General features: G+C 34.7%; 19 protein-coding genes. 11 read left to right on the top strand and 8 right to left on the bottom strand.

Annotated elements, in window-relative coordinates:
- Positions 1–6 precede the first annotated feature (6 nt).
- Entirely contained in the window at positions 7–2,958 is a 2,952-nt protein-coding gene (locus tag ACWGOQ_RS12150) for a SusC/RagA family TonB-linked outer membrane protein (protein ID WP_452058420.1), read from the bottom strand.
- A 224-nt stretch (positions 2,959–3,182) separates the two neighbouring features.
- Here ACWGOQ_RS12150 and ACWGOQ_RS12145 point away from each other — a divergent pair, with 224 nt between their 5' ends.
- The 9 genes from ACWGOQ_RS12145 to ACWGOQ_RS12105 all read left to right on the top strand — a co-directional run bounded on the left by ACWGOQ_RS12145 (position 3,183) and on the right by ACWGOQ_RS12105 (position 15,384).
- Positions 3,183–4,205, top strand: coding sequence for a LacI family DNA-binding transcriptional regulator (locus tag ACWGOQ_RS12145; RefSeq protein WP_452058419.1), 1,023 nt, complete (start codon positions 3,183–3,185; stop codon positions 4,203–4,205).
- Positions 4,206–4,336: 131 nt separating this feature from the next.
- On the top strand, positions 4,337–5,713 hold the full coding sequence (locus ACWGOQ_RS12140) for an MFS transporter (protein WP_452058418.1): 1,377 nt from the start codon (positions 4,337–4,339) through the stop codon (positions 5,711–5,713).
- Between the two features lies 1 nt (position 5,714).
- A complete protein-coding gene (gene pgmB / locus ACWGOQ_RS12135) occupies positions 5,715–6,380 on the top strand; it encodes a beta-phosphoglucomutase (protein WP_452058417.1) in 666 nt (221 codons plus the stop codon).
- An 81-nt stretch (positions 6,381–6,461) separates the two neighbouring features.
- Positions 6,462–8,768, top strand: a complete 2,307-nt coding sequence (gene mdxK / locus ACWGOQ_RS12130; protein WP_452058416.1) for a maltose phosphorylase MdxK — start codon at positions 6,462–6,464, stop codon at positions 8,766–8,768.
- A gap of 113 nt (positions 8,769–8,881) precedes the next feature.
- Positions 8,882–10,744, top strand: coding sequence for a glycoside hydrolase family 13 protein (locus ACWGOQ_RS12125; protein ID WP_452058415.1), 1,863 nt, complete (start codon positions 8,882–8,884; stop codon positions 10,742–10,744).
- Positions 10,745–10,765: 21 nt separating this feature from the next.
- Entirely contained in the window at positions 10,766–12,151 is a 1,386-nt protein-coding gene (locus ACWGOQ_RS12120; protein ID WP_452058414.1) for an alpha-amylase family glycosyl hydrolase, read from the top strand.
- Positions 12,152–12,401: 250 nt separating this feature from the next.
- On the top strand, positions 12,402–13,388 hold the full coding sequence (gene pfkA / locus ACWGOQ_RS12115; protein ID WP_452058413.1) for a 6-phosphofructokinase: 987 nt from the start codon (positions 12,402–12,404) through the stop codon (positions 13,386–13,388).
- Positions 13,389–13,431: 43 nt separating this feature from the next.
- A complete protein-coding gene (gene gap / locus ACWGOQ_RS12110) occupies positions 13,432–14,433 on the top strand; it encodes a type I glyceraldehyde-3-phosphate dehydrogenase (RefSeq protein ID WP_452058412.1) in 1,002 nt (333 codons plus the stop codon).
- Positions 14,434–14,514: 81 nt separating this feature from the next.
- Positions 14,515–15,384, top strand: coding sequence for a BadF/BadG/BcrA/BcrD ATPase family protein (locus ACWGOQ_RS12105; RefSeq protein WP_452058411.1), 870 nt, complete (start codon positions 14,515–14,517; stop codon positions 15,382–15,384).
- Between the two features lie 20 nt (positions 15,385–15,404).
- Here the strand turns inward: ACWGOQ_RS12105 and ACWGOQ_RS12100 are convergent, their stop codons facing one another.
- From ACWGOQ_RS12100 to ACWGOQ_RS12075, 6 genes are all read right to left on the bottom strand, one after another.
- Positions 15,405–15,779 carry a hypothetical protein gene (locus ACWGOQ_RS12100; protein WP_452058410.1) on the bottom strand — a complete coding sequence of 125 codons (375 nt, stop codon included), beginning with the start codon at positions 15,777–15,779 and terminating at the stop codon, positions 15,405–15,407.
- Positions 15,780–15,824: 45 nt separating this feature from the next.
- Positions 15,825–17,642, bottom strand: coding sequence for an ATP-binding protein (locus ACWGOQ_RS12095; protein WP_452058409.1), 1,818 nt, complete (start codon positions 17,640–17,642; stop codon positions 15,825–15,827).
- Positions 17,643–17,652: 10 nt separating this feature from the next.
- A complete protein-coding gene (locus ACWGOQ_RS12090) occupies positions 17,653–18,237 on the bottom strand; it encodes a DUF4202 domain-containing protein (RefSeq protein ID WP_452058408.1) in 585 nt (194 codons plus the stop codon).
- 53 nt (positions 18,238–18,290) lie between these two features.
- Positions 18,291–18,668 (bottom strand): nitrite reductase small subunit NirD, encoded by a 378-nt coding sequence (gene nirD, locus ACWGOQ_RS12085; RefSeq protein WP_452058407.1) that lies wholly within the window; start codon positions 18,666–18,668, stop codon positions 18,291–18,293.
- 52 nt (positions 18,669–18,720) lie between these two features.
- A complete protein-coding gene (gene nirB, locus ACWGOQ_RS12080; protein ID WP_452058406.1) occupies positions 18,721–21,237 on the bottom strand; it encodes a nitrite reductase large subunit NirB in 2,517 nt (838 codons plus the stop codon).
- 166 nt (positions 21,238–21,403) lie between these two features.
- The gene (locus ACWGOQ_RS12075) at positions 21,404–22,729 is read right to left on the bottom strand and encodes an alginate export family protein (RefSeq protein ID WP_452058405.1); all 1,326 of its coding nucleotides are present in this window, start codon (positions 22,727–22,729) and stop codon (positions 21,404–21,406) included.
- Positions 22,730–22,984: 255 nt separating this feature from the next.
- On the opposite strand from ACWGOQ_RS12075, the gene ACWGOQ_RS12070 reads away from it, so the two are divergent.
- Positions 22,985–23,668: a response regulator gene (locus tag ACWGOQ_RS12070; RefSeq protein WP_452058404.1), complete on the top strand. Its 684-nt coding sequence runs from the start codon at positions 22,985–22,987 to the stop codon at positions 23,666–23,668.
- On the opposite strand, the gene ACWGOQ_RS12065 is transcribed toward ACWGOQ_RS12070, so the two are convergent.
- Positions 23,657–24,511 (bottom strand): type IV pili methyl-accepting chemotaxis transducer N-terminal domain-containing protein, encoded by an 855-nt coding sequence (locus ACWGOQ_RS12065; RefSeq protein WP_452058403.1) that lies wholly within the window; start codon positions 24,509–24,511, stop codon positions 23,657–23,659. The two genes, ACWGOQ_RS12070 and ACWGOQ_RS12065, sit on opposite strands and share 12 nt — an antisense overlap.
- Positions 24,512–24,814: 303 nt before the next feature.
- On the opposite strand from ACWGOQ_RS12065, the gene ACWGOQ_RS12060 reads away from it, so the two are divergent.
- Complete coding sequence (locus ACWGOQ_RS12060; RefSeq protein WP_452058402.1) at positions 24,815–26,221, top strand: CmpA/NrtA family ABC transporter substrate-binding protein; 1,407 nt, start codon at positions 24,815–24,817, stop codon at positions 26,219–26,221.
- The last annotated feature ends 34 nt before the right edge of the window (positions 26,222–26,255 follow it).

Raw genomic sequence — 26,255 nt, 5'->3', positions numbered from 1 at the left:
ATTTTTTTAAAAGTCTAAATTAACTCCAAATTGGTACGTTCTCGGTCTCGGATAAATTGTCTGATCAAAACCACTGCTAATTTCAGGATCAATACCTGTATAATCAGTAATAATTAGAACATTATTCACCGTTCCGTACAATTTCATATCAATATTCTTATAATTTAGGAAGTTTTTGAATGTGTATCCTAAAGAGATATTATCTAATTTTAAGAATGAAGCATCTTGGATATAGTAATCAGAAGAGAATCTGTCTACACCACCATCAAAAAAGCCGGTGTCTAAAAGGTCTGTTGTTGTATTAGATAGCGTATTTTGGAAATTTAAAATTCTCCTACCGTTACTTCCTGCGTCTACGAAATTGTAATTATAATTCCCTACACTACCTCTCCAGAACATACTAAAATTCCAGTTTTTATAATCTAAGGTAGTATTGAAGCCATAGAAAAAGTCTGCAGCAGGTTTTCTGTAGATATACTTATCTTTTTCATTAATTACATTATCATTATTTCTATCTACATAAGCACCCTCTACAGGTCTGCCATTAGCATCATAAATTTGTTCAAAAACCCAATACGAGCTGGGTGCAAACCCTACAGTTTGGATATTGATATTACTACCTACGAATCCAGAACCAAAGAAACCTTCAAAATTTGGATTATCTACAGCAAACAACTCTGTAACTTCACCTTTTTGGAATGTAATATTACCTCCAACAGTCCATTTTAGATTATCAGTTTGTACAGGAACAACATTTAAAGAAAACTCCAAACCTTCGTTAGTTAAGTTTCCCAAATTTACATCATCAGCATTTGCCAAACTACCACTAGGAAGGGAAGCAACAAATAATAGATCATCAGTTTCCTTTCTATATAAATCTACCGTACCAGATACCCTACCGTTATAAAGACCAAAGTCTAAACCTACATTATACTGTGTCGTAGTTTCCCAGGTTAAGTCGGGGTTATACGGAAGTGCTAAACCTGTAGAAATAAAAATAGGTGTTCCATCTGGTTCTTGTCCTATTTGATATTGAGAACCTGGGCCACTTGTTAATATTCTTGGTAAAGAAGGTGTAGCATCACCGATACTTTGTTGTGGCGTAACACCATAACTTACTCTAAACTTAAGTTGAGAAATTAGGCTCGATTCTTTTAAGAAATTTTCGTTATGAGCATTCCAAGAGAATGCACCAGATGGACTATTGGTCCATTGATTTTCTAAACCAGAGAATCTTGAGGTTGCATCACGTCTGAAACTTCCTGTAAAAATATATTTATCAGCAATAGAAATCGTTGCTCTACCAAAAAAACCAAGAAGTACCTCTCTTGGATTGTTAAAGGGGTTGTCAATTTCTACTAGATCAAACCCTCTGCTAAAATTACTTCCACTGTCTAAAAATTTCTGATAAGAATATCCGGCTGTAACATCAAAAATGGTATTAAGACTTTCAACATCTTTTCTATAATTCAAATAAAAATCGAACAATAAGTTCTCTCTTTTTTGTAAAGATCTACTAAAACTATCGTTACCGGTTCTTGCTGAATTTGCCACAGATCTAGCGGAAGTTATATTTTCGGTTTTGGCACTGGCAATTTCGTATCCCACATTTACATTAGCTCTTAACTCTGGTAAAAAGTGAAACTTATAATCAATTTCTAAATTACCAAGACTTCTAAAAACAAGTCCACGACTATCATTCTGCTCAAGGGCAGCAAGTGGGTTTTGCCCTGCAAGTGCAATAGGATTACCGCTGCCGTCTAACCATTGAAAGTAGTTGCCAAAATTATTTTCCTGAAAAACAGGTTGCGTAGGATCAAATCCAAGCGCAGCTCCGATATTCGTAGTTGCATAAGTATAATCCTCAACAGCTGTTTTGATATTAGAATTAATTCTTAAATGATTATCAAAGAATTTCGTACGGATGTTTGCAGATAAAGAAGTTCTATCCAATTGATCTGTTTTAATCAACCCTTCTTCACTCAATAATCCAAGAGAAACTCTATAGTTGATCCAATCCCATCCACTAGCAAGACTAACATTATGATTGGTAGAAACTGCATTTTGCAGAATTTCATCCTGCCAATCTGTATTTTCTGTTCCTAATAAATCGATCTGAGCTTGAGATCCGTTAGCCGTAACATATTCTCTGAATTGATCTCCGTTTAAAGCTTCGATTTTATCTACAATTTCAGAAAAGGTTACATTGCCATTATAATTAAATTTTAATTTACCGTCAGTATTGGTTCCTTTTTTAGTGGTAATGATAATGACACCATTAGAAGCTCTAAAACCATAGATTGCTGTTGCAGATGCATCTTTCAATACAGTAAAAGATTCAATATCATTAGGATTAATAGAGTTCAGATTGTTTCTGGTGCCACCTGGACCTGGATCCAACGGAACACCGTCGACAATAATCAATGGGTTGTTAGAAGCGTTTAACGAAGATCCACCTCTAATTCTTATCGTAGATCCTTCACCAGGAGCACCACCGTTGTCAATAACAGTAACTCCAGCTGTTCTACCTTTTATTAGTTGATCAGGAGAAGTAGTAACACCTTGGTTAAAATCATCTGCTGTGACTGTTGTTACAGATCCAGTTAAATCCTTTTTCCGAACAGATCCATAACCAATAACGACCACTTGTTCTAACTCGGCGGCGTCTACTTGTAATCCAACGTCGATTCGAGCATTACCGGAATACGTGAATTCCTGCGGTACAAAACCTACATAAGAAAATTCGATAATATCTCCGTTGTTTACTCCACTCAACGTGTAATTTCCATCAAAGTCTGATGAAGTTCCGTTTGTTGTTCCTTTTACAATGATATTGACACCGGGAATCGGTTGACCATTTGTAGCATCAGTCACAGTACCATTGACTGTCGACTGCGCAAAAAAGCTCATTGGTATCAACCACAATAAAAACAATGTGCTTTTAGTAAATGTTTTCATACAAATTTAAATTAGTTTTTAATTGTTTTTAGCCTTATATTTTCACTTTCTGAAAGCAATGTATGTAAAATCTATGTTAAATCTCATTTACGGTGTAGCCATAACCTTACGAAAACGTTTGCGTGTGGATAACTTTTAAAATTCTGTTAAAAAATTAAGGGTAATTGTGATCATTTGACATATTTTCGTACTAAAATTTAGATTTTAATAAAATTTAGGGGGAAATGAAGCAAAAAGTTACGTTAAAACAAATAGCAAAAGAGCTAGATGTGTCGATTTCAACAGTGTCTAAAGCATTGAAAGATAGCGTAGAGATCAGTTTAGACACTCGACAAAAGGTAAAAGCTTTCGCTAAGTTGTATAATTATAAACCTAACAATATTGCACTTAGCCTTAAAAATCGGAAAACCAAAACAATAGGGGTTATTATTCCTGAGATTGTTCATCACTTTTTTACGACCGTAATTGGTGGTGTTGAAAAGGTAGCTAATGAAAAAGGGTATAATGTTATTATTTGCTCCTCTAACAATTCATTTGATAAAGAAGTAATTAATTTAGAAATGTTAGCAAGTGGAAGCGCAGATGGATTCATACTATCTGTAGCTAAAGAGACACAACAAAAAAAAGATTATCATCATATAGAAGAAACGATGAGTCAGGGAATGCCTGTAGTTCTCTTCGATAGGATTATTGATGAACTTGTATGTGATAAAGTTATAATTGACGATGGCAAAGGAGCCCAGACCGCTACCAATCATCTTTTGTCATTAGGGTGTAAAAAGATTGCAATTCTAACAACCGTAGATTATATAAGTGTTGGTAAGCTTAGAACAAATGGGTATTTAAGAGCATTAAGAGCCTATGATATTACTGCCAGAGAAGATTACATCCTTAAAATAGAGGATATTGATAATTGTGAATCCGATATTATGGATTTTCTTAAAGATAAAGATGTAGATGCAATTTTTGCAGTAAATGAGTTGTTTGCTGTTACTGCGGCAAAAGTGTTAAACGAACAAGGTAAAAAAGTGCCAGATGACGTATTCATCATTGGTTTTACAGACGGTATTTTATCTAAACATTTTATTCCTAGTTTAACAACGATTAGCCAGCACGGAGAAGAAATGGGAGTACGTGCAGCAAGGCTGCTGATCGATAAACTGGAAGGAGATGAGGATGTTCCCGAAGAATATAAAACTGTGATTATTGATACCAGCCTGATTCAAAGACAATCCACAAAAAAATAATCTCCAAAACTATTTTATTTAAAATATTATAATATATTTGACCTCTATCAGAACTTATATTTTCACTTTCTACTAACATAAGTTTTGATAAGTGTACGCGCTTATCATAGTAATTAATAAAGATTTACTTAATGAACAAGCGTAAGCTAAGTTTCTGGGAAATTTGGAACATGAGTTTCGGTTTCCTGGGGATACAATTCGGTTTTGCATTGCAAGGCGGATTTATGTCCAGAATATTTCAAACGTTAGGTGCTGAAAAAGATGCGATTCCCTTATTGTGGATTGCTGCTCCTTTAACAGGTTTATTAGTGCAGCCAATAATTGGTTATCTGAGCGACAGGACCTGGAGTCCGAAATGGGGTAGACGTAGGCCTTATTTTTTAATTGGAGCTGTTTTAAGTTCCATTGCATTATTCATAGTTCCACATTCGCCTACTCTATGGGTAGCAGCTGGGTTTTTATGGATTCTGGATGCTTCTATTAATATTTCAATGGAACCTTTTAGGGCACTTGTAGCTGATAAATTACCAGAATCTCAGCGTTCTTATGGATTTGTTACTCAAACTTTAATAATAGGTATTGGTACTTGGGTAGCTAGTAACTTGCCTTGGATGGTTTCCCAGATGGGAGTTAGTGATTCTGCTCCTAGCGGAGTAGTACCGATGTCAGTAAAGGTTGCATTTGCTGTTGGTGCTTTAGTATTTTTAGTAAGTATTTTTTACACTGTTTTTACAACTTCAGAATATCCTCCAGAGGATATGGAAGAGTTTGAAAGAGAAAAACAAAAGAAAAATCAGTTTATTCCCGACATTCTAAATAACATAGGTAATATGCCAATGACTATGAAGAAGTTGGGTCTTATTCAGTTTTTTAGTTGGTTTGCTTTTTTTACTATGTGGAGTTTAGCTAATCCAGCACTTACAGAGCATGTTTTTAAAACTCCTGTTCCTGAAGAATCATCGTATAACATTGATATCGTCGAATCTGCAGAGGCCTTCAAGCTTGCTAATACATCCTTTCAAAAATCCTCTAATGATGTCGGTAGGTATATGGGTACCTATGGTTTATCTTCAATGGCATTTGCGCTAATCTTAACTTTTTACACTTCCAGAAGGAGAATAAATAGGAAGTTTGTACATATGGGATCACTTATATTAGGAGGTTTAGGATTTATTTCTATGTATTTTATCCCTTCACCAGAATGGTTGGCACTTTCCTTTACATTAGTGGGTTTTGCTTGGGGTAGTATTCTGTCTATGCCATATGCTATGTTATCTAGTTCTGTAGATCCCAAAAAAATGGGAGTGATTATGGGAATTTTCAATATGTTTATCGTTATTCCACAGATTGTAGCAGCAATAGGCGGTGTAAATTTCGCTTATAAATTAATTGGAAACGAAACAATAAACGCAATGATCGTAGCAGGAATAAGTTTAATTATAGCAGGATTTTGTAATTTGCTAATTACTAATAAAGATGCTATTACATATAATCCAAAAGAAGTTTAGAATGACAAAAAAAGGATTCATATTTGATTTAGACGGTGTTATTGTTGATACCGCAAAATACCATTTTCTGGCGTGGCAAAATTTAGCCAATAGTTTGGGTATATCTTTCTCTTCAGCACAAAATGAGCAACTAAAAGGGGTAAGTCGAGTACGGTCGTTAGAGAAAATTTTAGAATGGGGCAATAAAACCATTTCAGAAGAAGAATTTACAACGTTAATGGCTAAAAAGAATGAAGAGTATCTCCACTATATAGATACTATGGATACTTCAGAAATCCTTCCGGATGTACCCAGGGTATTAGAGTATCTTTTAACCAAAGAACAAGCAATTGCATTGGGCTCTGCCAGTAAAAATGCTAGAATAATTTTAGATAAGGTATTATTAAGAGAGAAGTTTCACGCTATTGTAGATGGTACGGATGTATCAAAGGCAAAACCTGATCCCGAAGTATTTTTAATTGGAGCTCAAAAATTAGGTGTGAATCCCAAAGATTGTGTGGTTTTTGAAGATTCTGTTGCTGGTATTCAAGCGGCTAATAGTGCCGATATGATAAGTATCGGAATTGGTGATCCAAAAGTTTTGCATGAAGCAGATTATATTTTTAAAGATTTTACAGAAATTAAGGAAGAGTTTATAAACCAATTAGTTACAACCGAAAAAGTTTGAGAATAATACGGGGATAACCTAAGTATAAGTTATATTTATGCTTAGGTAATTCCTCAACAACTAAAAATAAAAAAGAGAACGATGAATCAGGATTATATTAAACCAGATAACTGGTCTATAATTGAAGAAGGATTTGATGTAGAAAGGGTTAAGTCCTCAGAAAGTCTTTTTAGTATTGGTAACGGTGCTATGGGACAGCGCGCAAATTTTGAAGAGACCTATACAGGTCCAACATTTCAGGGGAGTTATATCGCAGGAGTATATTACCCCGATAAAACCAAAGTAGGTTGGTGGAAAAATGGATATCCGGAGTACTTCGCAAAAGTACTGAACGCTCCTAACTGGATTGGCATTAATGTAGAGATTAATGGTGAAAAATTAAATCTTTATAAATGTAAAACCGTATCAAAATTTCGTAGAGAACTTAATATGAAGGAAGGTTGGTACCAACGATCTTTTAACGCAATCCTACAAAATGATACCGAAGTTGAGGTTACATCAACAAGATTTTTAAGTCTGGACTTGGATGAAGTAGGTGCGATTAAATATGAAGTAATACCCATAAATAAAGAAGCCACAGTTCGCTTTACACCCTATTTAGATTCAGGAATTACAAATGAAGATACTAATTGGGATGATAAATTCTGGGATACCTACGAAGTATCACATAAAGGTAGTGCAGCATATATATCTTCTAAAACAATGAAAACAGAATTTCATGTGTGTACAGGAATGCTGAATCAGTTATTTTTAGAGGGTGCATTGCAAGATACCTATCCTTCTGTAGAAACTAATAAAACGTATGCAGGTCTAAGCTATACTGTAGAAGTTGCAAAGGGTAAAACTGTGGCATTACATAAGTTTGGAGGTTATACCGTTTCACTAAACCATAAACAAGAAAATATTGTATCTGCCAGTGCAGCAATTCTGAAACAAGCGTCCGATTCCGGTTTCGAAGCGCTATTAGATCTTCAGAAGAAAGCATGGTCTAAAATTTGGGAAATGGCCGATATTGCTATAGACGGAGATGTGAAAGCACAGCAAGGCATCCGTTTTAATATTTTCCAGCTTAACCAAACGTACTTAGGTAAAGATGCCAGATTAAACATTGGACCCAAAGGATTTACTGGAGAGAAGTATGGGGGAAGTACCTATTGGGATACAGAAGCCTATTGTATACCTTTTTATATGGCTACCAAAGATCAAAATGTAGCTCGAAACCTATTGGAATACCGTTATAACCATTTAGAGAAAGCAATAGAGAATGCAGAGAAACTTGGATTTACTAATGGAGCCGCATTATATCCTATGGTGACCATGAATGGAGAAGAATGTCATAACGAGTGGGAAATTACTTTTGAAGAAATTCATCGAAATGGAGCAATGACATTTGCAATTTACAATTACCTCCGATATACGGGCGATTATAGTTATATTCCAGAAATGGGGTTGGAGGTGATGATTGCCGTAGCACGTTTCTGGCATCAAAGAGCTACGTTCTCTACAGATAAAGAACAGTTTGTGATCCTGGGAGTTACCGGTCCAAATGAATATGAAAATAATATTAATAATAACTGGTATACAAATTATCTAGCAAAATGGTGTATTGAGTACTGCGTTGAAAATATTGATAAAGTTAAATCAGAATACAAAGCTGATTACGAAAGAATCATAACGAAAACAAAGCTGGATCAAAAAGAGATTAAAGCAATGTTAGAGGTTGCAGAAAAGATGTACTTTCCATATTCAGAAAAGCACCAAGTATATCTGCAGCAAGATGGATTCTTAGATAAAGAATTAATCACTGTCGAAAATCTTAATACGTCTCAACGCCCAATCAACCAGAAATGGAGTTGGGATAGAATTCTACGATCTCCTTATATTAAACAAGCGGATACTCTTCAAGGATTCTATATGTTTGAGGATCACTTTACCAAAGAAGAATTAGAGCGTCATTTTGATTTTTATGAACCTTTTACAGTTCATGAATCTTCGCTCTCTCCTTGTGTACATAGTATACAGGCAGCAAACTTGAATAGAATGGATCAAGCGTATACGTTTTATTTAAGAACATCAAGACTAGACCTGGACGATTACAATAAAGAGGTAGAAGAAGGTCTCCATATTACCAGTATGGCTGGAACCTGGATGAGTATCGTAGAAGGGTTTGGAGGATTACGTGTTAAAAATGATACCTTATCATTTACGCCTAAAATTCCCAAAGAATGGAAAGGCTATACATTTAATGTAAACTTTAGAGATAGTATTTTAAAGGTAAATGTTTCTCAGCAAGGAACAAGTTTCAGCCTCGAGGGAGAAAAAGAACTGCTAATATATGTAGATGGCAAAGAGTTTACCATTTCTCCTAATAGCTTGATGACCGTTTAAACCATTTTTTAAATGAAATACTACATACCCCAAAGACGTTTGTTTTTGGGGTATTTAATTCAATCAAAATGATAAGATTGAATAAAAGAATTAAAGAAATCAAAATTAAAACAATGAAGAATATAATAACCGTACTCTTCGGGTTAGTCATTTCATTAACCTTTGCACAAGTAGAAAAAATTGAACCTCCTTTTTGGTGGAGTGGTATGCAATCTGATCAATTACAATTAATGTGCTATGGTAAAGAAATAGCCCGTTACGATGTTGAAATCGATAGTGTAAAAATATTGGATATTATCAAAACAGAGAATTCTAATTATATATTTGTTACAATTGATACTAAGAACATACAGCCAGGAAAAATAATCATCAATTTCAGGGAAAATAATACGGTAGCCTATTCTCAAACCTATGAGTTTAAAAAAAGAAGAGAAGGCGCAGCAGAGCGAAAAGGATTTGATAGTAGTGATGTAATGTATTTAATCATGCCAGATCGTTTTGCAAATGGCAACACATCCAATGATTCTCATAAAGATACTGTGGAAAAGGCAGATCGTTCTAATCCAGGAGGGCGTCACGGTGGGGATATTAAAGGAATAATGGATCATCTTGATTACCTTAAAGATTTAGGAGTTACTGCATTGTGGAGTACACCTTTACTAGAGGATAATGAACCAGTATACTCGTATCATACATACGCACAAAGTGATTTTTATAAAATAGACCCCAGATACGGAACCAATCAAGATTATAAGCAACTAGCTGCCAAGATGCATACACTAGATATGAAACTAATTATGGATTATGTAACAAATCATTGGGGATCTAAACATTGGATGATCAAAGACTTACCATCAAAAGATTGGATACATCAATGGCCAGAAGGATTTAGAAGAAGTAATTACCGTATGACAACCCAGTTTGATATAAATGCTTCAGTAATTGACGCAAAAGGATGTATGGACGGATGGTTTGACACAACCATGCCAGATATGAATCAAAGTAACCCCTTATTACTTAATTATATTACCCAGAATGCAATCTGGTGGATAGAATATGCGGATCTAGATGGTTTTAGAGTAGATACTTATTCATATAATGATAAAGAAGGAATAGCAAAGTGGACAAAAGCGATTATGGACGAATATCCAAATTTTAATATTGTTGGAGAAGTATGGATGCACGACCAGGCACAAATGGCATACTGGCAAAAGGACAGTAAAATAGGAGCCATTGATAATTACAACTCTCATTTGCCATCAGTGATGGATTTTACACTACACGATGCTATAATGGTAATGTTTCAGGAAGAAGGAAATTCCTGGGATAAAGGAATGATAAGAGCTTATGAAAATTTCACGAATGATTTCTTATATCCAGATATCAACAATATTTTACTATTTGCTGGTAATCATGATACCAATAGAATCAATGAAATTTATCAAAGCGATATCAATAAGTATAAAATGGCAATGACTTTAATATTCACTACCAGAGGAATTCCACAAATCTATTATGGAGATGAAATCGGAATGTTGGGAGATCGCGATAAAAAAGGTGATGGGGATATTCGAAGAGATTTTCCGGGCGGTTGGCCTGATGACAAACGAAGCGCTTTTCTGGCAGAAGATTCTTCTGGTAAAGTAAAAGGAAGAACAAAGGACGAAGAAGCGTTTCATGCTTTTACCAAGAAAGTGCTAAACTGGAGGAAAAGTAGTGATGCAGTACATAACGGAAAACTACTCCAATATATACCTTTTAACAACGTGTATGTATATTTCAGATATACAGCAAAAGAAAGTGTAATGGTTGTTATTAATAATAACTCGGATAGTCAGGAGCTCGATATGAAACGTTTTAAAGAAGGACTCGGGAGATTTAAGACTGGAAAAGATATTATTACTGACAATACCATTGATATGACAGAAAACCTGACAGTTCCGGCCAGAACATCGATGATTATCAAATTACAATAACTAAAAAAAATAGGAATATAAATGAAGAATATAATTTTAGGTCTTGCGCTAGTTGGTATTATATTTTCCTGCGGAAAGACAAAAAAAGAAAAAACAGTTACCAATAAAGGAACTGTTGTTGAAGAAGTAAGTAAAGAATTGGCTCCAGTTAGCGATGCAATGATGGAGAATGCTGTTATTTATGAAGCAAATATCCGTCAATATTCTGAAGAAGGATCATTTAAAGAATTTACAAAGGATATTCCTATGTTAAAGAAACTGGGAGTGAAAATACTTTGGGTAATGCCAATATATCCTATTTCTACGACTAAAAGTAAAGGCTCTTTAGGGAGTTATTATGCAATTTCTGATTATACGAAAGTAAATTCTGAATTCGGAACCATAGAGGATTTTAGAGACTTGGTAAAAACAGCGCACCAAAATGGAATTTATGTAATATTAGATTGGGTGGCAAATCACACGGGATGGGATCACGTTTGGTTAAAAGAGTATCCTGAGTTTTACACAAAAAATGACAAAGGAGAAGTTACGCATACTGTAGGTACAGATTGGACAGATGTAGCAGATCTCAATTATGACAATGAAGAAATGAGAGCAAAAATGTTGCAGGCTATGAAATATTGGGTTGAAAAAGAAAACGTAGATGGTTTTCGATGTGATGTAGCTGGAATGGTACCGATGGATTTCTGGGATGCTGCAGTGGCAGAGTTGAATAAAATCAAACCTGTATTTATGCTGGCTGAAGGTTGGGAACCTGAATTAATGAAGAAAGCCTTTGATATGGGCTATGGATGGGATACACATCACGTAATGAATCATATAGCAAAGGGAGAAAATACAGTAGCAGCTTGGGACAAAAGAATGGTCCAAGTAGATTCAATGTACGCAACCGATGATATTTTAATGAATTTTACGTCTAACCACGATGAAAATTCATGGAATGGAACAGTCGAGGAAAGAATGGGAGATGCTAAAGAAGTGTTCGCAGCATTATCATATCTGGCACCTGGAATGCCATTAATCTATTCGGGACAAGAGTATGATATGGACAAGCGTTTATTGTTTTTTGAAAAAGATACAATTATCAAAAAGAAAGGAGTATTCTTTCCGTTGTACGAAAAATTAGGAAAACTTAAGAATGAAAACCCAGCGTTACATGGAGGGAAAAAAGCAGCTTCTTATACAAGAATTGAAACATCAGAAAATGATAAAATTTTAGTATTTAAAAGAGAAAAAGGAAAAAATAACGTAGTTTTTGTTGCGAATATGACTAAAGAACCAGTAAATTATAGAGCAGACTATGAAGGGAAGTTTAAAGACTATCTATCTGGTGATTATATAGAAGTAACAAAGGATCAAAAGCACAAACTAAATCCATGGCAGTACTTGATACTGATTCAGGAATGAATATTCTTTTATCAAAGAATCAATAAAAACGGCCTATAAAAATAGGTCGTTTTTACTTTTCTATAATTCATCAAAATAAAAAAACGGTTATAACCAGGTTTTAAAACTTTACTTATTCCTTAACATTATTCATGAAAATATGTTAAAACCATACCTTTTTTGTCAGTAATTACTGAATTTATTAACCGAAAACGTTTTAGATTTTAAGCAAATTAGGTTATTGTAGTCAATAACAATAGATTTGACTTCAATGACAAAAAAAGTTAAAAATATCGCTGTGCTTACCTCAGGAGGAGACGCTCCTGGAATGAATGCTGCAATCAGAGCAGTAGTTCGTGCGTGTAGTTATTATCAAATTCACTGTTTTGGTGTTTATAAAGGTTATGAAGGTCTTATAAACAATGAAATGGAAGAATTAAATGCACGTTCAGTAAGAAATATTATTAATAAAGGAGGAACTTTCCTTAAATCTGCCCGTTCTAAAGAATTTCGGACAGAGGAAGGGAGAAAAAAGGCTTATGATAATCTGGTAAAAAATAATATTGATGCTCTTATTGTAATTGGTGGAGATGGAAGTTTTACTGGAGCATTGAAGTTATCTGAAGAGTTTGGTTTTCCGGTAGTAGGAATCCCAGGAACAATTGATAATGATATCAATGGAACCGATTATACAATTGGTTATGATACTGCATTAAACACGGTGGTAGAAGCTATCGATAAGATACGGGATACTGCAAGTTCTCATAACCGATTATTTCTTATTGAAGTGATGGGAAGGGATGCCGGAGATATTGCTTTAAATTCTGGAATTGGAGCAGGAGCAGAAGAAATTTTGATCCCTGAAGAAGATATGGGAGTTGATCGACTGATAGAGTCTCTTAAAAAAAGTAAAAAAACAGGGAAAACCTCTAGTATCATAGTTGTTGCAGAGGGTGATAAATCCGGTAAGAATATTTTCGAACTAGGAGAGTATGTAGAAGAACATCTGGAAGATTACGAAGTAAGAGTATCGGTATTAGGTCACATTCAAAGAGGAGGAGCACCTAGCTGTTATGACAGAGTATTGGCAAGTAAACTAGGAGTGGGAGCTGTAGAAACACTATTAGAAGGAAAAAGCGAAGTAATGATAGGGATTGTTCACAAAAACGTGACCATCGTGCCTCTTACAACTGCCTTAGAAAAAAGAACCCATAAACACGATAGATTAATTAAAGTAGCTGATATAACTTCAGTATAAATATAACCATGTTTTTAAATCAAAAACAATTAAATTATAAAATATGAGTACGTTAAAAATAGGAATTAACGGTTTCGGTAGAATCGGAAGAATTGCTTTTAGAATTGCATCTGAGCGTGATAATGTAGAAATTGTAGCGATCAACGATTTACTAGATGTAGAACATCTAGCTTATCTATTAGAGTACGATTCCGTACACGGAAAATTTGACGGTACTATAGCTGTAAAAGATGGAAACCTCGTAGTTAACGGAAAAGAGATTCGCGTAACTGCAGAACGTAACCCTGAGGAACTAAAGTGGGATGCGGCTGGAGTAGAAGTGGTTATGGATTGTACAGGTATCTTTACAACATTAGATACTGCAGATGCACATTTAAAAGCTGGAGCGAAGAAAGTAGTTATCTCTGCGCCTTCTGCTGATGCTCCTATGTTTGTAATGGGGGTAAATCATACTGAAGCAAAGGCAACAGATACTATCGTTTCTAATGCTTCTTGTACCACAAACTGTTTAGCTCCTTTGGCCAAAGTTATAGATGATAACTTCGGTATCGAAGAGGGACTTATGACCACAGTACATGCAGGAACCGCTACACAAGCTGTTGTGGATTCACCTTCGAGAAAAAACTATAGATTAGGACGTTCTGCTTTGAATAATATTATACCATCATCAACAGGTGCTGCTAAAGCAGTTGGAAAAGTAATTCCTAAATTGAATGGTAAACTTACTGGAATGGCATTTAGAGTACCTACAGCAGATGTTTCTGTAGTTGACTTAACAGTGAAAACTAAAGAATCTGCGTCTTATGATGAGGTTAAAGCGGTTATTAAGAACGCCGCAGAAAATGAACTAAAAGGAGTTCTTGCTTATACAGAAGAAGCCGTGGTATCTCAGGATTTTGTTGGAGAATCTCATACTTGTACCTTTGATGCTAATGCAGGAATTGCTTTAAATGATAATTTCTTTAAGCTAATTGCTTGGTACGATAATGAATATGGGTATTCTACAAAGTTAATTGATTTGTCAACATATGTAGGAAACCTATAAGGGATAATAAAATAATTTTGCCCCAATTGGAGTAATATTGGGGCTTTTTTCTTAGCTAACACACAACAAATAAATTTTCAAATGACTTTAATAGCTGATGGTGGTTCTACTAAATGCGATTGGATTCTCCTTGATGATTCAGGAGCGATTGTATTTAAAACCCGTACAGAAGGATTAAACCCTGCTGTATTCGAGAAATCTTTACTAGAAGAAAGAGTACGGGCAAATTCTGAACTTACCGCCCATCAAGCTACCATAGAAAGAGTTCACTTTTATGGAGCCGGATGTGGTACGAAAAAACCGAGAATTATGCTAGAGAAAGTTTTTGAAGATTTTTTTGAAAATGCAGAGGTGGTAGTAAAAGAAGATATGGTCGCTGCGGTTTATGCAGCAACTACAGAACCTGGAATTGTTTGTATTTTGGGGACAGGATCTAACAGTTGTTATTTTGATGGTGATGATATACACATGGCTGTAGATTCTTTGGGCTACATTCTTATGGATGAAGCCAGTGGTAATTATTTTGGAAAACGATTAATTAGAGACTACTATTACAAAAGAATGCCCCCAGAAGTTGCAGCAGATTTTGAAAAGCGTTTCGATCTGAAATCAGATACGATTAAGGAGAATTTGTATAAAAAAGACAATCCAAATACGTACCTAGCTTCGTTCGCTGAGTTTATTTTTACTAGTGAACGTAACGGATACTTTTATAAAATTATTACAGAAGGTATTCAGGAGTTTGTAGAGACCAGAGTATTATGTTTTCCTGAAGCACAAAATGTTCCGGTGCATTTTATAGGATCGATAGCGCATTTTAGTGAAGATATTATAAGAGCAGCTGTTTGGCCGTATCACTTAACTGTTGGAAATATTGTAAGAAGACCCATTGATGGTATTATTGATTACTATAGAAATGACGTACTAAAAAAGAAACCAAACAACGTTTGAATATATTAAAAAAACAGGAATCACTGATAGTGTTCCAGGATTATTAGGTTTTCTCCTTTTTGTTTTTTCCATAAACTGGCTACATAAAAGTATCCACCTTTAAAATCTCCGTAGTCACAACCTACAAAGTAGTCATCTTCATCTTTGATTATTTTTTCGCAGATGTGATGTCGCATTTTATAATTCCAGAAGTCTAGGTTCTCTCCTTTATCAAGCCAGTCAATAATGTCCCGTTCCGATATTATTCCTATTTGACTACCTTCTTTTTTTACAAGCTTATTGACCTCGGCTTCATTTAGGTATTTTACAAACTCTTTACTAATGATCTCTTCTTTCCAAATCTTTTTGGAATCCCAGTTCATTAGGTATTTTATATTTTCCTTTTCTTCCTTCACGTTCTTTGTTTGGGGGAGTATTCGAGCGAGCAAAAATATATAATTTTATTCATTAAAATTATAATTTAAAGTTATTCTTGTTCCTTTTCCGGGAGCAGAGCTTATAAAAATTTTTCCGTTTATATAATTCATACGCTCTTTCATAAAAAACAAACCCATTCCTCCTTCTGCATTGTTTTTGGGTTTTTCTGGTATTTTAGTAAGATCAAATCCTTGCCCATTATCATCTATAGTAATACTTAGAATAGACTCAGAGCTGTTAATAACAATCAAAATATATTCTGATTTAGCATATTTTATAGCATTATTGACTGCTTCTTGTGTAACACGATACAAATTCGTTTCTATAAGAGAGTCAAAACGCAATTCGGAGTTTGACTTGTTTTCTAAAATAATATTCTTACTTGTCAATTTAGATAGCTCATTTGCCATTTTCTGAAGTGCAATGCTGATTCCGTAATCTTTTAGCTCTGGTGGAGTCAGGTTAAAAGTAGCTGTCCTGATTCCTAGTATTAAATCTTTGGACAATTTTTTAAGACCTTCAATTTTTTGATTTGTTTTTTCAATATTGTCAGTGTTTATAGACTCAATATTGAATTTTAGAGCTGTTAACATTTGCCCTATGCTATCGTGGATTTCTTTTGCAATTCGCTTTCTTTCTTCTTCTTGTGCCTCTACAATTTGACTTGCGTTAGACTTTTGCAATTCTTCCTTTTGTTGATATTCTAAGTCGTTTAATCGTTCTATTTCGAGTTGAGCTTCTTTTCTTTTTGAAATATCTGAGCAAAGTACTAATCTTTCTGTACTACCTGATTCTTTAAAAATATTTAGAATAGAAATGTCTAACCATATTCTTCTACCATCATTCGAGGTAAATTCAAACTCCTCATTAAAAACACCCCCTTTGTTCTGAGCAATAAGCTGAATTAATCTATTTGCTTGTAGCCCGTTTAAATTCATAAGCTCAGGGAGACTTTTTTGCTCATAACCCTGATCTGTACTTAGTGCTTTTCTAAATCGTTCTCCAAGACTTTTGACAAGACCAAGTTCGTTTACTCTTGCATATAACAAGGTTTGATCCAATGCTTTGGTAAGGGATATTAGTTCTTGTACGTTTTCATTTTGGACTCTTCTTAATTTTTCTGCATTAGCAGCCATATCGGTCGCATCTTTTTGGGAGATAAGAAGCTCTGATATCGTATTTTTAATACTTAATGCGACTGGTCTGAATAAAAGGAAAAACTCGAAAACCAGAATCAAAATAATAAGGATAAAAAGCGTATACTCTATTTTTTTAAGACTGGATATCTTATCCTGTGCTTCCTTTTCATATCTAAACACAATAGCATCCATTTGTTTAAGAAAAAAGGGTTCGTTAACGATAACATGATTGAGGAGAGGTCCTAGAATATCAGCATGGGCAGAGTCTTTTTTTACAATTTCCAACGCCTGAGTACTATTGTCGTAAATGGTCTCGAAAAAAGGTTGTAAGACTAAAAACATTCGCTTTATTTCGGTACTATCACTCTTACCTTTAGAGATAGAATCATTATACCTTCTAAGCCTTTCGTGAGAAGTTTTCCAAAGCGTAATTGTTGACTCTAATTCTTCGATATAACTTTTTTCTAACTTGCTATTTTCGATATGGGAAAGTAATAAAATCTCTTTAGTAAGTTTCTGACTTAACATACGTTGTCTACCAGAAATGTTAATGATTTTGGAGTCGTCAATCTGAGAATTAAGATACCGTTGAATAAAAAACTGTCCGCCAATAGTAAATAGGGCAATAGCTCCTAAGGCAATGATATAAATTTTACTTAGGCGATTAAAAGTCTGGTGATCTAGTGATTCTAATTTATTCAATACAAGTGAATTATGCAATAGCTTGCTGGATCAAATCTAATCCTTTTTCTGAATATGATAAACGTAAAGCAACATGATGTCCTTTGTTTGACATTTTTTTCCATGTTTTTTGCAATATGTCAATCACCTTTTCTGAAGTATGTTTTTCATAGAATTCTGAGTAGTAAAATTCTAGAAACACCAAACAGATAACATCTTCTAAAAGCTGAGTTTCTTCGTCTTTTTTTAGCTTTTTCTTTTGTATTAAAAAAGATACCCGGTTAATGACTTCTTGATCATAACCTACTTCTTGGAGTATTTTCGCAGCCTTTTCAGCATGCAATTTCTTAAGCTCTTCTCTCCATTTCAGATAACCTACTCGATCCATTGGATAGCTGTCACGAGGAATTTCCCAGCGACAAATATGTTGGGCTCTGGCAGCAAGATGTAATGCCTCTGATGCTTCTGTGGTAAAATTGCTCAGTGTTTGAGTCATTCGTTGACCATAGATTAACTCCTTAGCGATAGGTTGTTCGTTAACAATTTCTTTATTAGGATCATTGGCATTTGCTTTGTCAAATAAGGCAAATGCTTGGGCTAGTTTTGTGGTTGGCATAAAAGCAATGTGTTAATAGACTCGCTAATTTAATACTTTTAACTTTAAAAAAATTACTCTTCAAAGCCTATAAAAACAATTCCATTTTCTATTTTTACGGGATATGTGGCAATAGGGGCTAGGTTTCCATTTAAGTTTTCTCCATTTTCTAAAGAGAATGTTTTTTTATGCATTGGGCAAGCCACTTTAGGGGTTCCATTCTGGTCCCCTATCATTCCTCTGCTCAGTACCATTTCCATTTTATGAGGACATATATTTTGGCAGGCATACCAAGTACTGTTTCTTTCAAAATTAAAAACAGCTATCTGCTTTTCTTTATATTTTATACAGGCACCGCCATTTTTTGGGAAATCATTTACTTTTGCTGCCTTGAACCATATTCGTACATTTTCTAGAGTTGTGGTTCTATATATATCTAAAATTTCTTCCATAACTTTCACGCGTTTAGCTTAACTAGATTTTGAAGTGCTATATACAAAATGTTTACTTCCAGTGTTTTGGCATTTTTTGATCTCGCAAAGGAACAAACACTAGATTATCGTCTGTAGCGTTACTATTGACGAAATGGTTGAAGCGCTTCATCATCTTTTCGTCTTGTATCGCTTGTGTCCATTCACATTGAAAAGAATTTACTAAATCAGCCATTTGTGATTCTAATTGCTGTACCAGATTAAGCGTATCATTGATAACAATTTCTTTTAAATATGCTATACCACCATCAAGTTTGTCAAGCCATTTTGAAGTTCTTTCTAACGGTGCTGCAGTTCTGATATAGAACATTAGAAATCTATCGATGTATTTAATAACAGTTTCATTATCAATTTGTTCTGCCAATAATTCTGCGTGTTTGGGATTAGCACCTCCATTCCCACAGACATAGAGATTCCATCCACCTTCTACAGCAATTACACCAAAATCCTTACATCTAGCTTCAGCACATTCCCGGATACATCCGGATACACCTCCTTTTATTTTATGAGGAGATCGCAACCCTTTGTATCGCTCTTCTAGCGCTATAGCAAAACTGACACTTTCATCCATACCGTACCTACACCAGGTCGATCCTACACAACTTTTTACGGTTCGTAATGATTTTCCATATGCATGACCGCTCTCAAATCCGTTGTCTATTAAATCTTTCCATATATGCGGTAACTGATCTAATCTGGCTCCAAAAAAATCTACACGTTGTCCTCCTGTGATTTTAGTATATAAATCGTACTTTTTACCAACTTCTCCCAGCACAATCAATTTTTCTGGAGTAATTTCACCACCGGGTATTCTTGGAACTACAGAATAGGTTCCGTTTCGTTGTATGTTGGCTAAAAAACGATCATTAGAATCTTGTATAACAATTTCTTTATTAGCTGTATCGGCATATAAACTAGCCATAATGGAAGCTATGACTGGTTTACAAATTTCGCATCCGTTACCTTTACCATATTCGTCAAGAACGTTGTCATAGTCTCTATAACCTTTTACATTTATAATAGCAAGAAGTTCTTGTCTGTTATATTCAAAATGTTCGCAGATCGTATCTTTTACTTCTTTTCCTAAGGATTTTAATGTAGCATCTACCAAGTCTTTTACCATTGGTTTACAACCGCCACATCCAGTGCCTGCTTTTGTACAAGAGACAACGTCTCCCAAGGTATTAGCTTCGCCACTCGCTATAGCTCCGCATATTTCACCTTTCGTAACACTTTCGCAAGAACATATTTGGGCATTTTCAGGAAGATCCATCACCTCTCCCAGAAGTCCACCTCCATCACCTCCACGGCTACCTAATATAAGGTTCTCTGGTTCTTCGGGAAGATTTATTTCGTTGATGTAGAGTTGGAAAAGAGCATTATAATCGGATGAGTCCCCGACTAAAATTCCTCCTAATAGTTTTTTACCATCTTTAGAAACGTTTATTTTTTTATAAACTCCTTTTCGTTTATTTACGTAGGTAATCTCATCAACCTCTTCTTTGGCTTCGTTTAGAGCATCACCAAAGCTTGCCACTTCGGTACCAATGAGTTTTAGTTGGGTTGACATGTCAATATATTCAGGCATTACACTATCATTGCCGATAATTTGATCTACAGCGACTTCTGCCATATCGTATCCAGGAGCGACCAAACCATATATCATACTGTTCAATAATGCACATTCTCCTATAGCAAAAATGTTTTTATCAGAAGTCTTCATTTGTTGATTAACTACGATACCTCCTCTGGTCCCTACTTCCAGTCCAGCTTCTCTTGCAACTTCATCACGAGGACGTATACCGGCAGAAACTACTAGCATATCTACTTTTAATTCGGTATTATCAATATATTGTAATCCTTCAATTGATGTAGCTCCCTGAATAAATTGTGTTTGTTTAGAAAGGTGCACTTTTAATCCTAAGCCTTCTATTTTAGCCTGTAACATATCACTCGCTCCTTTATCCAACTGTCTGGGCATTAGTCTTGGAGCAAATTCTACAACATGAGCATTTAATCCTAAGTTTTTAACTGCATTTGCAGCTTCCAAACCTAATAGACCTCCTCCAAGTACAGCAGCCTCTGTTTTTCCTTGTGTTTTTAACTTTTTAGCATATGCTTCGGTAGCTTCGAGATCTTCAATAGTTCGGTATACAAAAACCCCTTCTTTATCAACACCTTCGATAGGAGGTACAAATGCAGAGGATCCGGTTGCCAATACTAAGTAATCATATGAATATGTATCTCCACGATGATTGGCTACTGTTTTGTCGTCTCTATTGATCTCGGTAATCATTTCTGATGTATGAAGATCGATGTTGTTGTCTTTATACCAATTAGCCGCACACATACTCAAATCTTCTGCAGTTTTACCATCATAAAACTCACTAAGATGGACTCTGTCATAAGCACGTCTAGGCTCCTCACCAAAGACAATCAATTTATAATTAGTAAATTTTTCTGATGCAACAAACTTTTCACAGAACTTATAACCGACCATTCCATTACCTATTATTACTATCTTCTTCATTAGTTACGTGTTTATACATTCAAAATTAAGTATTAATACGTAATTATTTGGTGATAATTACGTAATTATAATTACTGGAAATTGAGAATATTAAAATAATTCATAAAAAAACCTGCAAAACTGATTTCGCAGGTTTCAGAAATAAGTCGTTGCGCACTAAGTTGTTTTAGGATTTAGGGCTCCATTTTAAAAAGTTAGGCTTGATTACTAACTGAACCCATCCCCAATTTTGTAACCCACTTGGATTAGGTTGGTTTTTTAAAAACTCCATTCCTTCTGACGCAAACATTTGCGAGTATCCAACTTTTACTGAAGCATAAGGAAGTAATTTTTGTATGAACACAATATCTACTTCAGTTCCTAAATATTTATCAGCTTCAGATCCATCTGTATCATCTATTAACGTGGCTGCAGATGCAAAATAATGTCCTTTAACCAGTAGACTTGAGGACTTTCCTAATTTGAAATTTGCTTTTGCATATAGATCAGTTAAACCAACCGAGTTTGCATGATTTCCAACATAAAAGTAATCCATGTATCCATTAAATTTATGATTAGTACCGTATAATGGGAAGAAAGAATAGTTTTTTCCATCAGTTTCATCTTGATCCGTACCACTTTGAATTTCAAAACCTCCTCCGATTCCGGTAGATCCGATTTTTCCATTTACTTCTAAGCCAACTAAATATGCGGAAAGATCTGTGGCTGGCGTTTCAGGAGGACCTGCCGTACCTTCACCGGCTTGTAAATATGCATTTAAAGCAAAACCTATTCCTCCAAATGTAAATTTAGAGTGAGTTCCTATGGTGTGCGTATGATAAAATCCATCGGTAGCAGCACCATTTACTACGTTTTGAAATGTATTATTTAAGGCCAAAATGCTCAGTGATGCTTTTTCTGAAGCGTTCCAGGTTAGGTGCGCATATTCCATGGCTTTATAACTAAAAAACCCGGTTACGTTATAGATCGTACCCGATTCATTATTAGGAAGTGCGTCTAGATCATTCTGGTTAAAGGCAAAACCTAAATCTAATTTGATTTTTTCATTTCCATATTGGATCAAAGCCAAATCGTGGAAACGACCTTGTAGTGCCCAGTCTAAGCCTCCTAGGATTCTTTGATCATCATACGATATCATTTGTCTTCCTACTTTGGTGGACCAGCCTTTTCCAAAAACCAGAGATGCCCAAGCCTCTGCAATTTGCAAGTTATTATTAGCATCGTTATCCAGTATTTGTCTGGTATCACCCCATACTCTGACATCCTGAATACTTAAATGCGCTTTAAGTTTTTCGGAAGTGTATCCAAATTTAAGCCTGGCTCGTTGTTGTACAACAGCTGCAGGATCTGCTCCTTGTGGAACCAGGTTATGGAATCCGTGACGGTACTCAAATCGATCTCTAAAATCTAAATCAATACTTAATTCCTGAGCTTTTCCCTTAAATACTAATACCAATAACAATAGTATAGTATAATATGTTTTGTTTTTCATCTCTTAAATTTTTGTTTGATGTGTGATTGTGCCTTTAGCACTACTATATTATTTTTCAATTAATTCTATTAGCTGATAAATTAATTGAATGACAAATCTAAGTATAAATACGTATTTTTTAATTTTTTATTAAATAAAAATACTTATTTTTAATTCAGAGATTATTAATTTTATGATCCTATTTTTGAATTATTCATATCTTTGGGTGGTAGGCAGTTTAATAATGACTGTCACTTAATTTATGTATTAAAAAGTATGGTAAGTATAGTATTGGTGGATGATCATTTTTTAGTAAGAGATGGTATTCGTTCATTGTTAGAAGAAGAAAAACAGTACGAAGTTATTGGGGAGGCTTCAGATGGACAAGAAGCAATACGGGTGGTTCAGTCTTTACAACCGGATATCGTGATTTGTGATATTAGAATGCCTGAAATGTCTGGTATTGAGACAGTTGAAAAATTAACTGATTTATCGGTTTCTTCTAAAACCATCATGCTATCTATGCATGACTCTGATGAGTACATATTACAGTCTATTAATGCAGGAGCAGATGGGTATTTATTAAAGGATGCCGGTAAAGAAGAATTCCTTAAAGCGCTGTCTACTGTAAGTAAAGGTAATAAGTATTTCAGTGGTGATGTGTCTTCTATATTGGTAAAAAAGCTGCTAAAAGGTGATGGAGTTAGAACAGATAAAAAAGTGGTGGTTGCTAAACAAAAAAACGCAAAAGCAAAAACAAATCCATTTGATCTTACCAAAAGAGAAAATCAGATACTCAAGTTGGCTGTTTCTGGAATGACAAATAAGGATATTGCTGCAGAACTGGATATAAGTAAACGTACAACCGAGGTGCATCGTTTTAACCTGATGAAGAAAATGGGAGTGAAAAATGTTCTTGAGTTGAGTAAAAAGGCTAAAGATTTTGGTTTAATTGCCTAAATCACCGTAAATTTTTTCATAACTTTTGGTTAATTCTTCAAATATTTCTGTCAGTTTATTAGTAATTTCATACACATCACTAATTTCTAATCTAAATTGACATAGCTCTATTTCCACACTTTTAAGATTATGCCAGAAGAAAAGTAACTTGGCGATTTCCGGTCTAACTTTTTCATTATTGAATTTTGACATTATAAGTTGATTAACAGCAAGATCAAATTCTTCATAAATTGTTCTTAGATGAAGTTGGTACGCATTATTTTTTTTATTAAATGTTAATCCGGCTGCGTAGTACAAGCATAATCTTTGTGATAGCATTCGTTGTCTTCCGGATATATTAATGATGTATAATAAATCAGCTTTTTCTGGATTATTATCCGCTATGTTTTTAAAATACGAATAGCCTATTTCTTTTACCACATCATTGCATAGATTAAGCAATATTGTATTCTCATTCATGATCTTTTCTGCAGTAATAATATTTGGAGTTTTATTCAAGTGATTTTGATAACTATTCCAAAAGTTTTTAACCTTTTGTAATTTTTTTGTGATTGATTCATCGCTGGTGCTTTTAAATAATAAAGCTAATTGACTATCAAAAAGACGTATGCTAGAGTCTATTTCTAGTTTTGTTACAAAATTGTCATACCCCATGTTTCTTATTAAATAAGCCTTCGATATTCTTTGTGATAGCATACGTTGTTTGCCAGAGATGTTAATAGCCTCTCCATAGGATATTTCTCCATAATCTTGGGAAAATAAAGGGTTTACTGTTATGTAGAATAACAAAAACAGCAGCCAAATATTCCCAAAAATATTATTTCTTAAGCTTATACGTACCATTACTAAGTAGAGTTGTTCTTTAATTATAGTACTTATAAAATAAGGTTTTTTTAAAAAATAAGTATGTATAAAAAGTTATTTTTTCCCCAAAAGATATAGAAACGGTTTTCTAAAGATTGTTGAATGCCCTATAATTAAGAAATTCGTAAAATTTTAAAGGTTATTTATTGAATTTTCGATTTCAGGTATTATGAATTTAGAATACGTAAATAATTATTTTTAATACGTATTTTTATTATTAAATTAAGTATTTATACTTAATTTTGAATTATTCTATTAGCTGAATTTTCAAAAAACTGAATTATGAAAACAATGAATCTTACAATTGGGATGCTGTTAACCACTATTCTTCTTTTGTCCTGTGGTGGAGAAAAGAAAAAAGAAATGGCATCAAGTGATACGAGTTCTACAGAAGAGACTGCTAAGTTGACTATAGAGAAACCACAGTTAACTTTTGGTTTTATAAAGTTGACAGATATGGCTCCTTTAGCAATAGCAAAAGAAAAAGGCTTCTTTGAGGATGAGGGCTTATTCGTTTCTGTAGAAGCGCAGTCTAATTGGAAAAATGTTTTAGACCGTGTCATTGACGGACAATTAGATGGATCGCATATGTTAGCAGGTCAGCCGATAGCAGCGGGTGCGGGATTTGGTAGACAAGCAGAGCTTGTAACACCTTTTTCGATGGATTTAAATGGTAATGGTATTACTGTATCCAATGATGTTTGGTCTAAAATGAAGCCTAACGTTCCAAAGGGAGAAGATGGAAAACCCATACATCCTATTTCTGCAGAAGCACTTAAACCGGTTATAGAATCTTATAAAAATGATGGAAAAGCCTTTAAAATGGGAATGGTGTTTCCTGTTTCTACACATAATTATGAAATAAGATATTGGTTAGCTGCCGCAGGAATCAATCCAGGGATGTATTCTAAAGACAATATCCAAGGTCAAATTGATGCAGATGTGTTATTATCGGTAACTCCACCGCCACAAATGCCGGCAACACTAGAAGCAGGCACCATATATGGATATTGTGTAGGAGAACCATGGAATCAGCAGGCGGTTTTTAAAGGGATTGGTGTTCCGGTAATCACGAATTATGATATATGGAAAAACAATCCTGAGAAAGTATTTGTAATGACCAAAAAGTTTCTCGAACAATACCCCAATACTGCGACTGCTGTGACAAAAGCGTTGATTAGAGCTGGAAAATGGCTAGATACTCCTGGTAATCGTCCAGAAGCCGTAAAAATATTGTCAATGCCAGAATATGTAGGAGCGGATGAAGTGGTACTTGCAAATTCTATGACCGGAACTTTTGAGTTCGAAAAAGGAGATAAAAGAGAAATGCCGGACTTTAATGTATTCTATAGATATGATGCAACATATCCCTTCTACTCTGATGGTATATGGTTTTTAACACAGATGAGACGTTGGGGGCAAATCCCCGAAAGCAAACCAGCAGCTTGGTATGATAAAACAATTAAGGATATCTACCGTCCTGATATCTGGACAAAAGCCGCTAAACTTTTGGTAGAAGAAGGCCATCTTGAAGTCTCAGAGTTGCCTAAAACAGATGGTTATAAGCCTACAACTGCCGATTTTATTGATGGTAATAAATACGATGCTAAAGACCCGATAGGCTATATCAATAGTTTTGGTATTGGAAATAAAGAGAATGTGGAAGGTGTTTCAAGCATAGAGAACTAAAAAGGAACATTCCTTTTTTAGTTCTTTTTCATAG

Source organism: Aquimarina ulvae (assembly GCF_053613295.3).
Note: the sequence above shows the minus strand (reverse complement) of the source record. Positions and strands in the feature narration are given on the sequence as shown.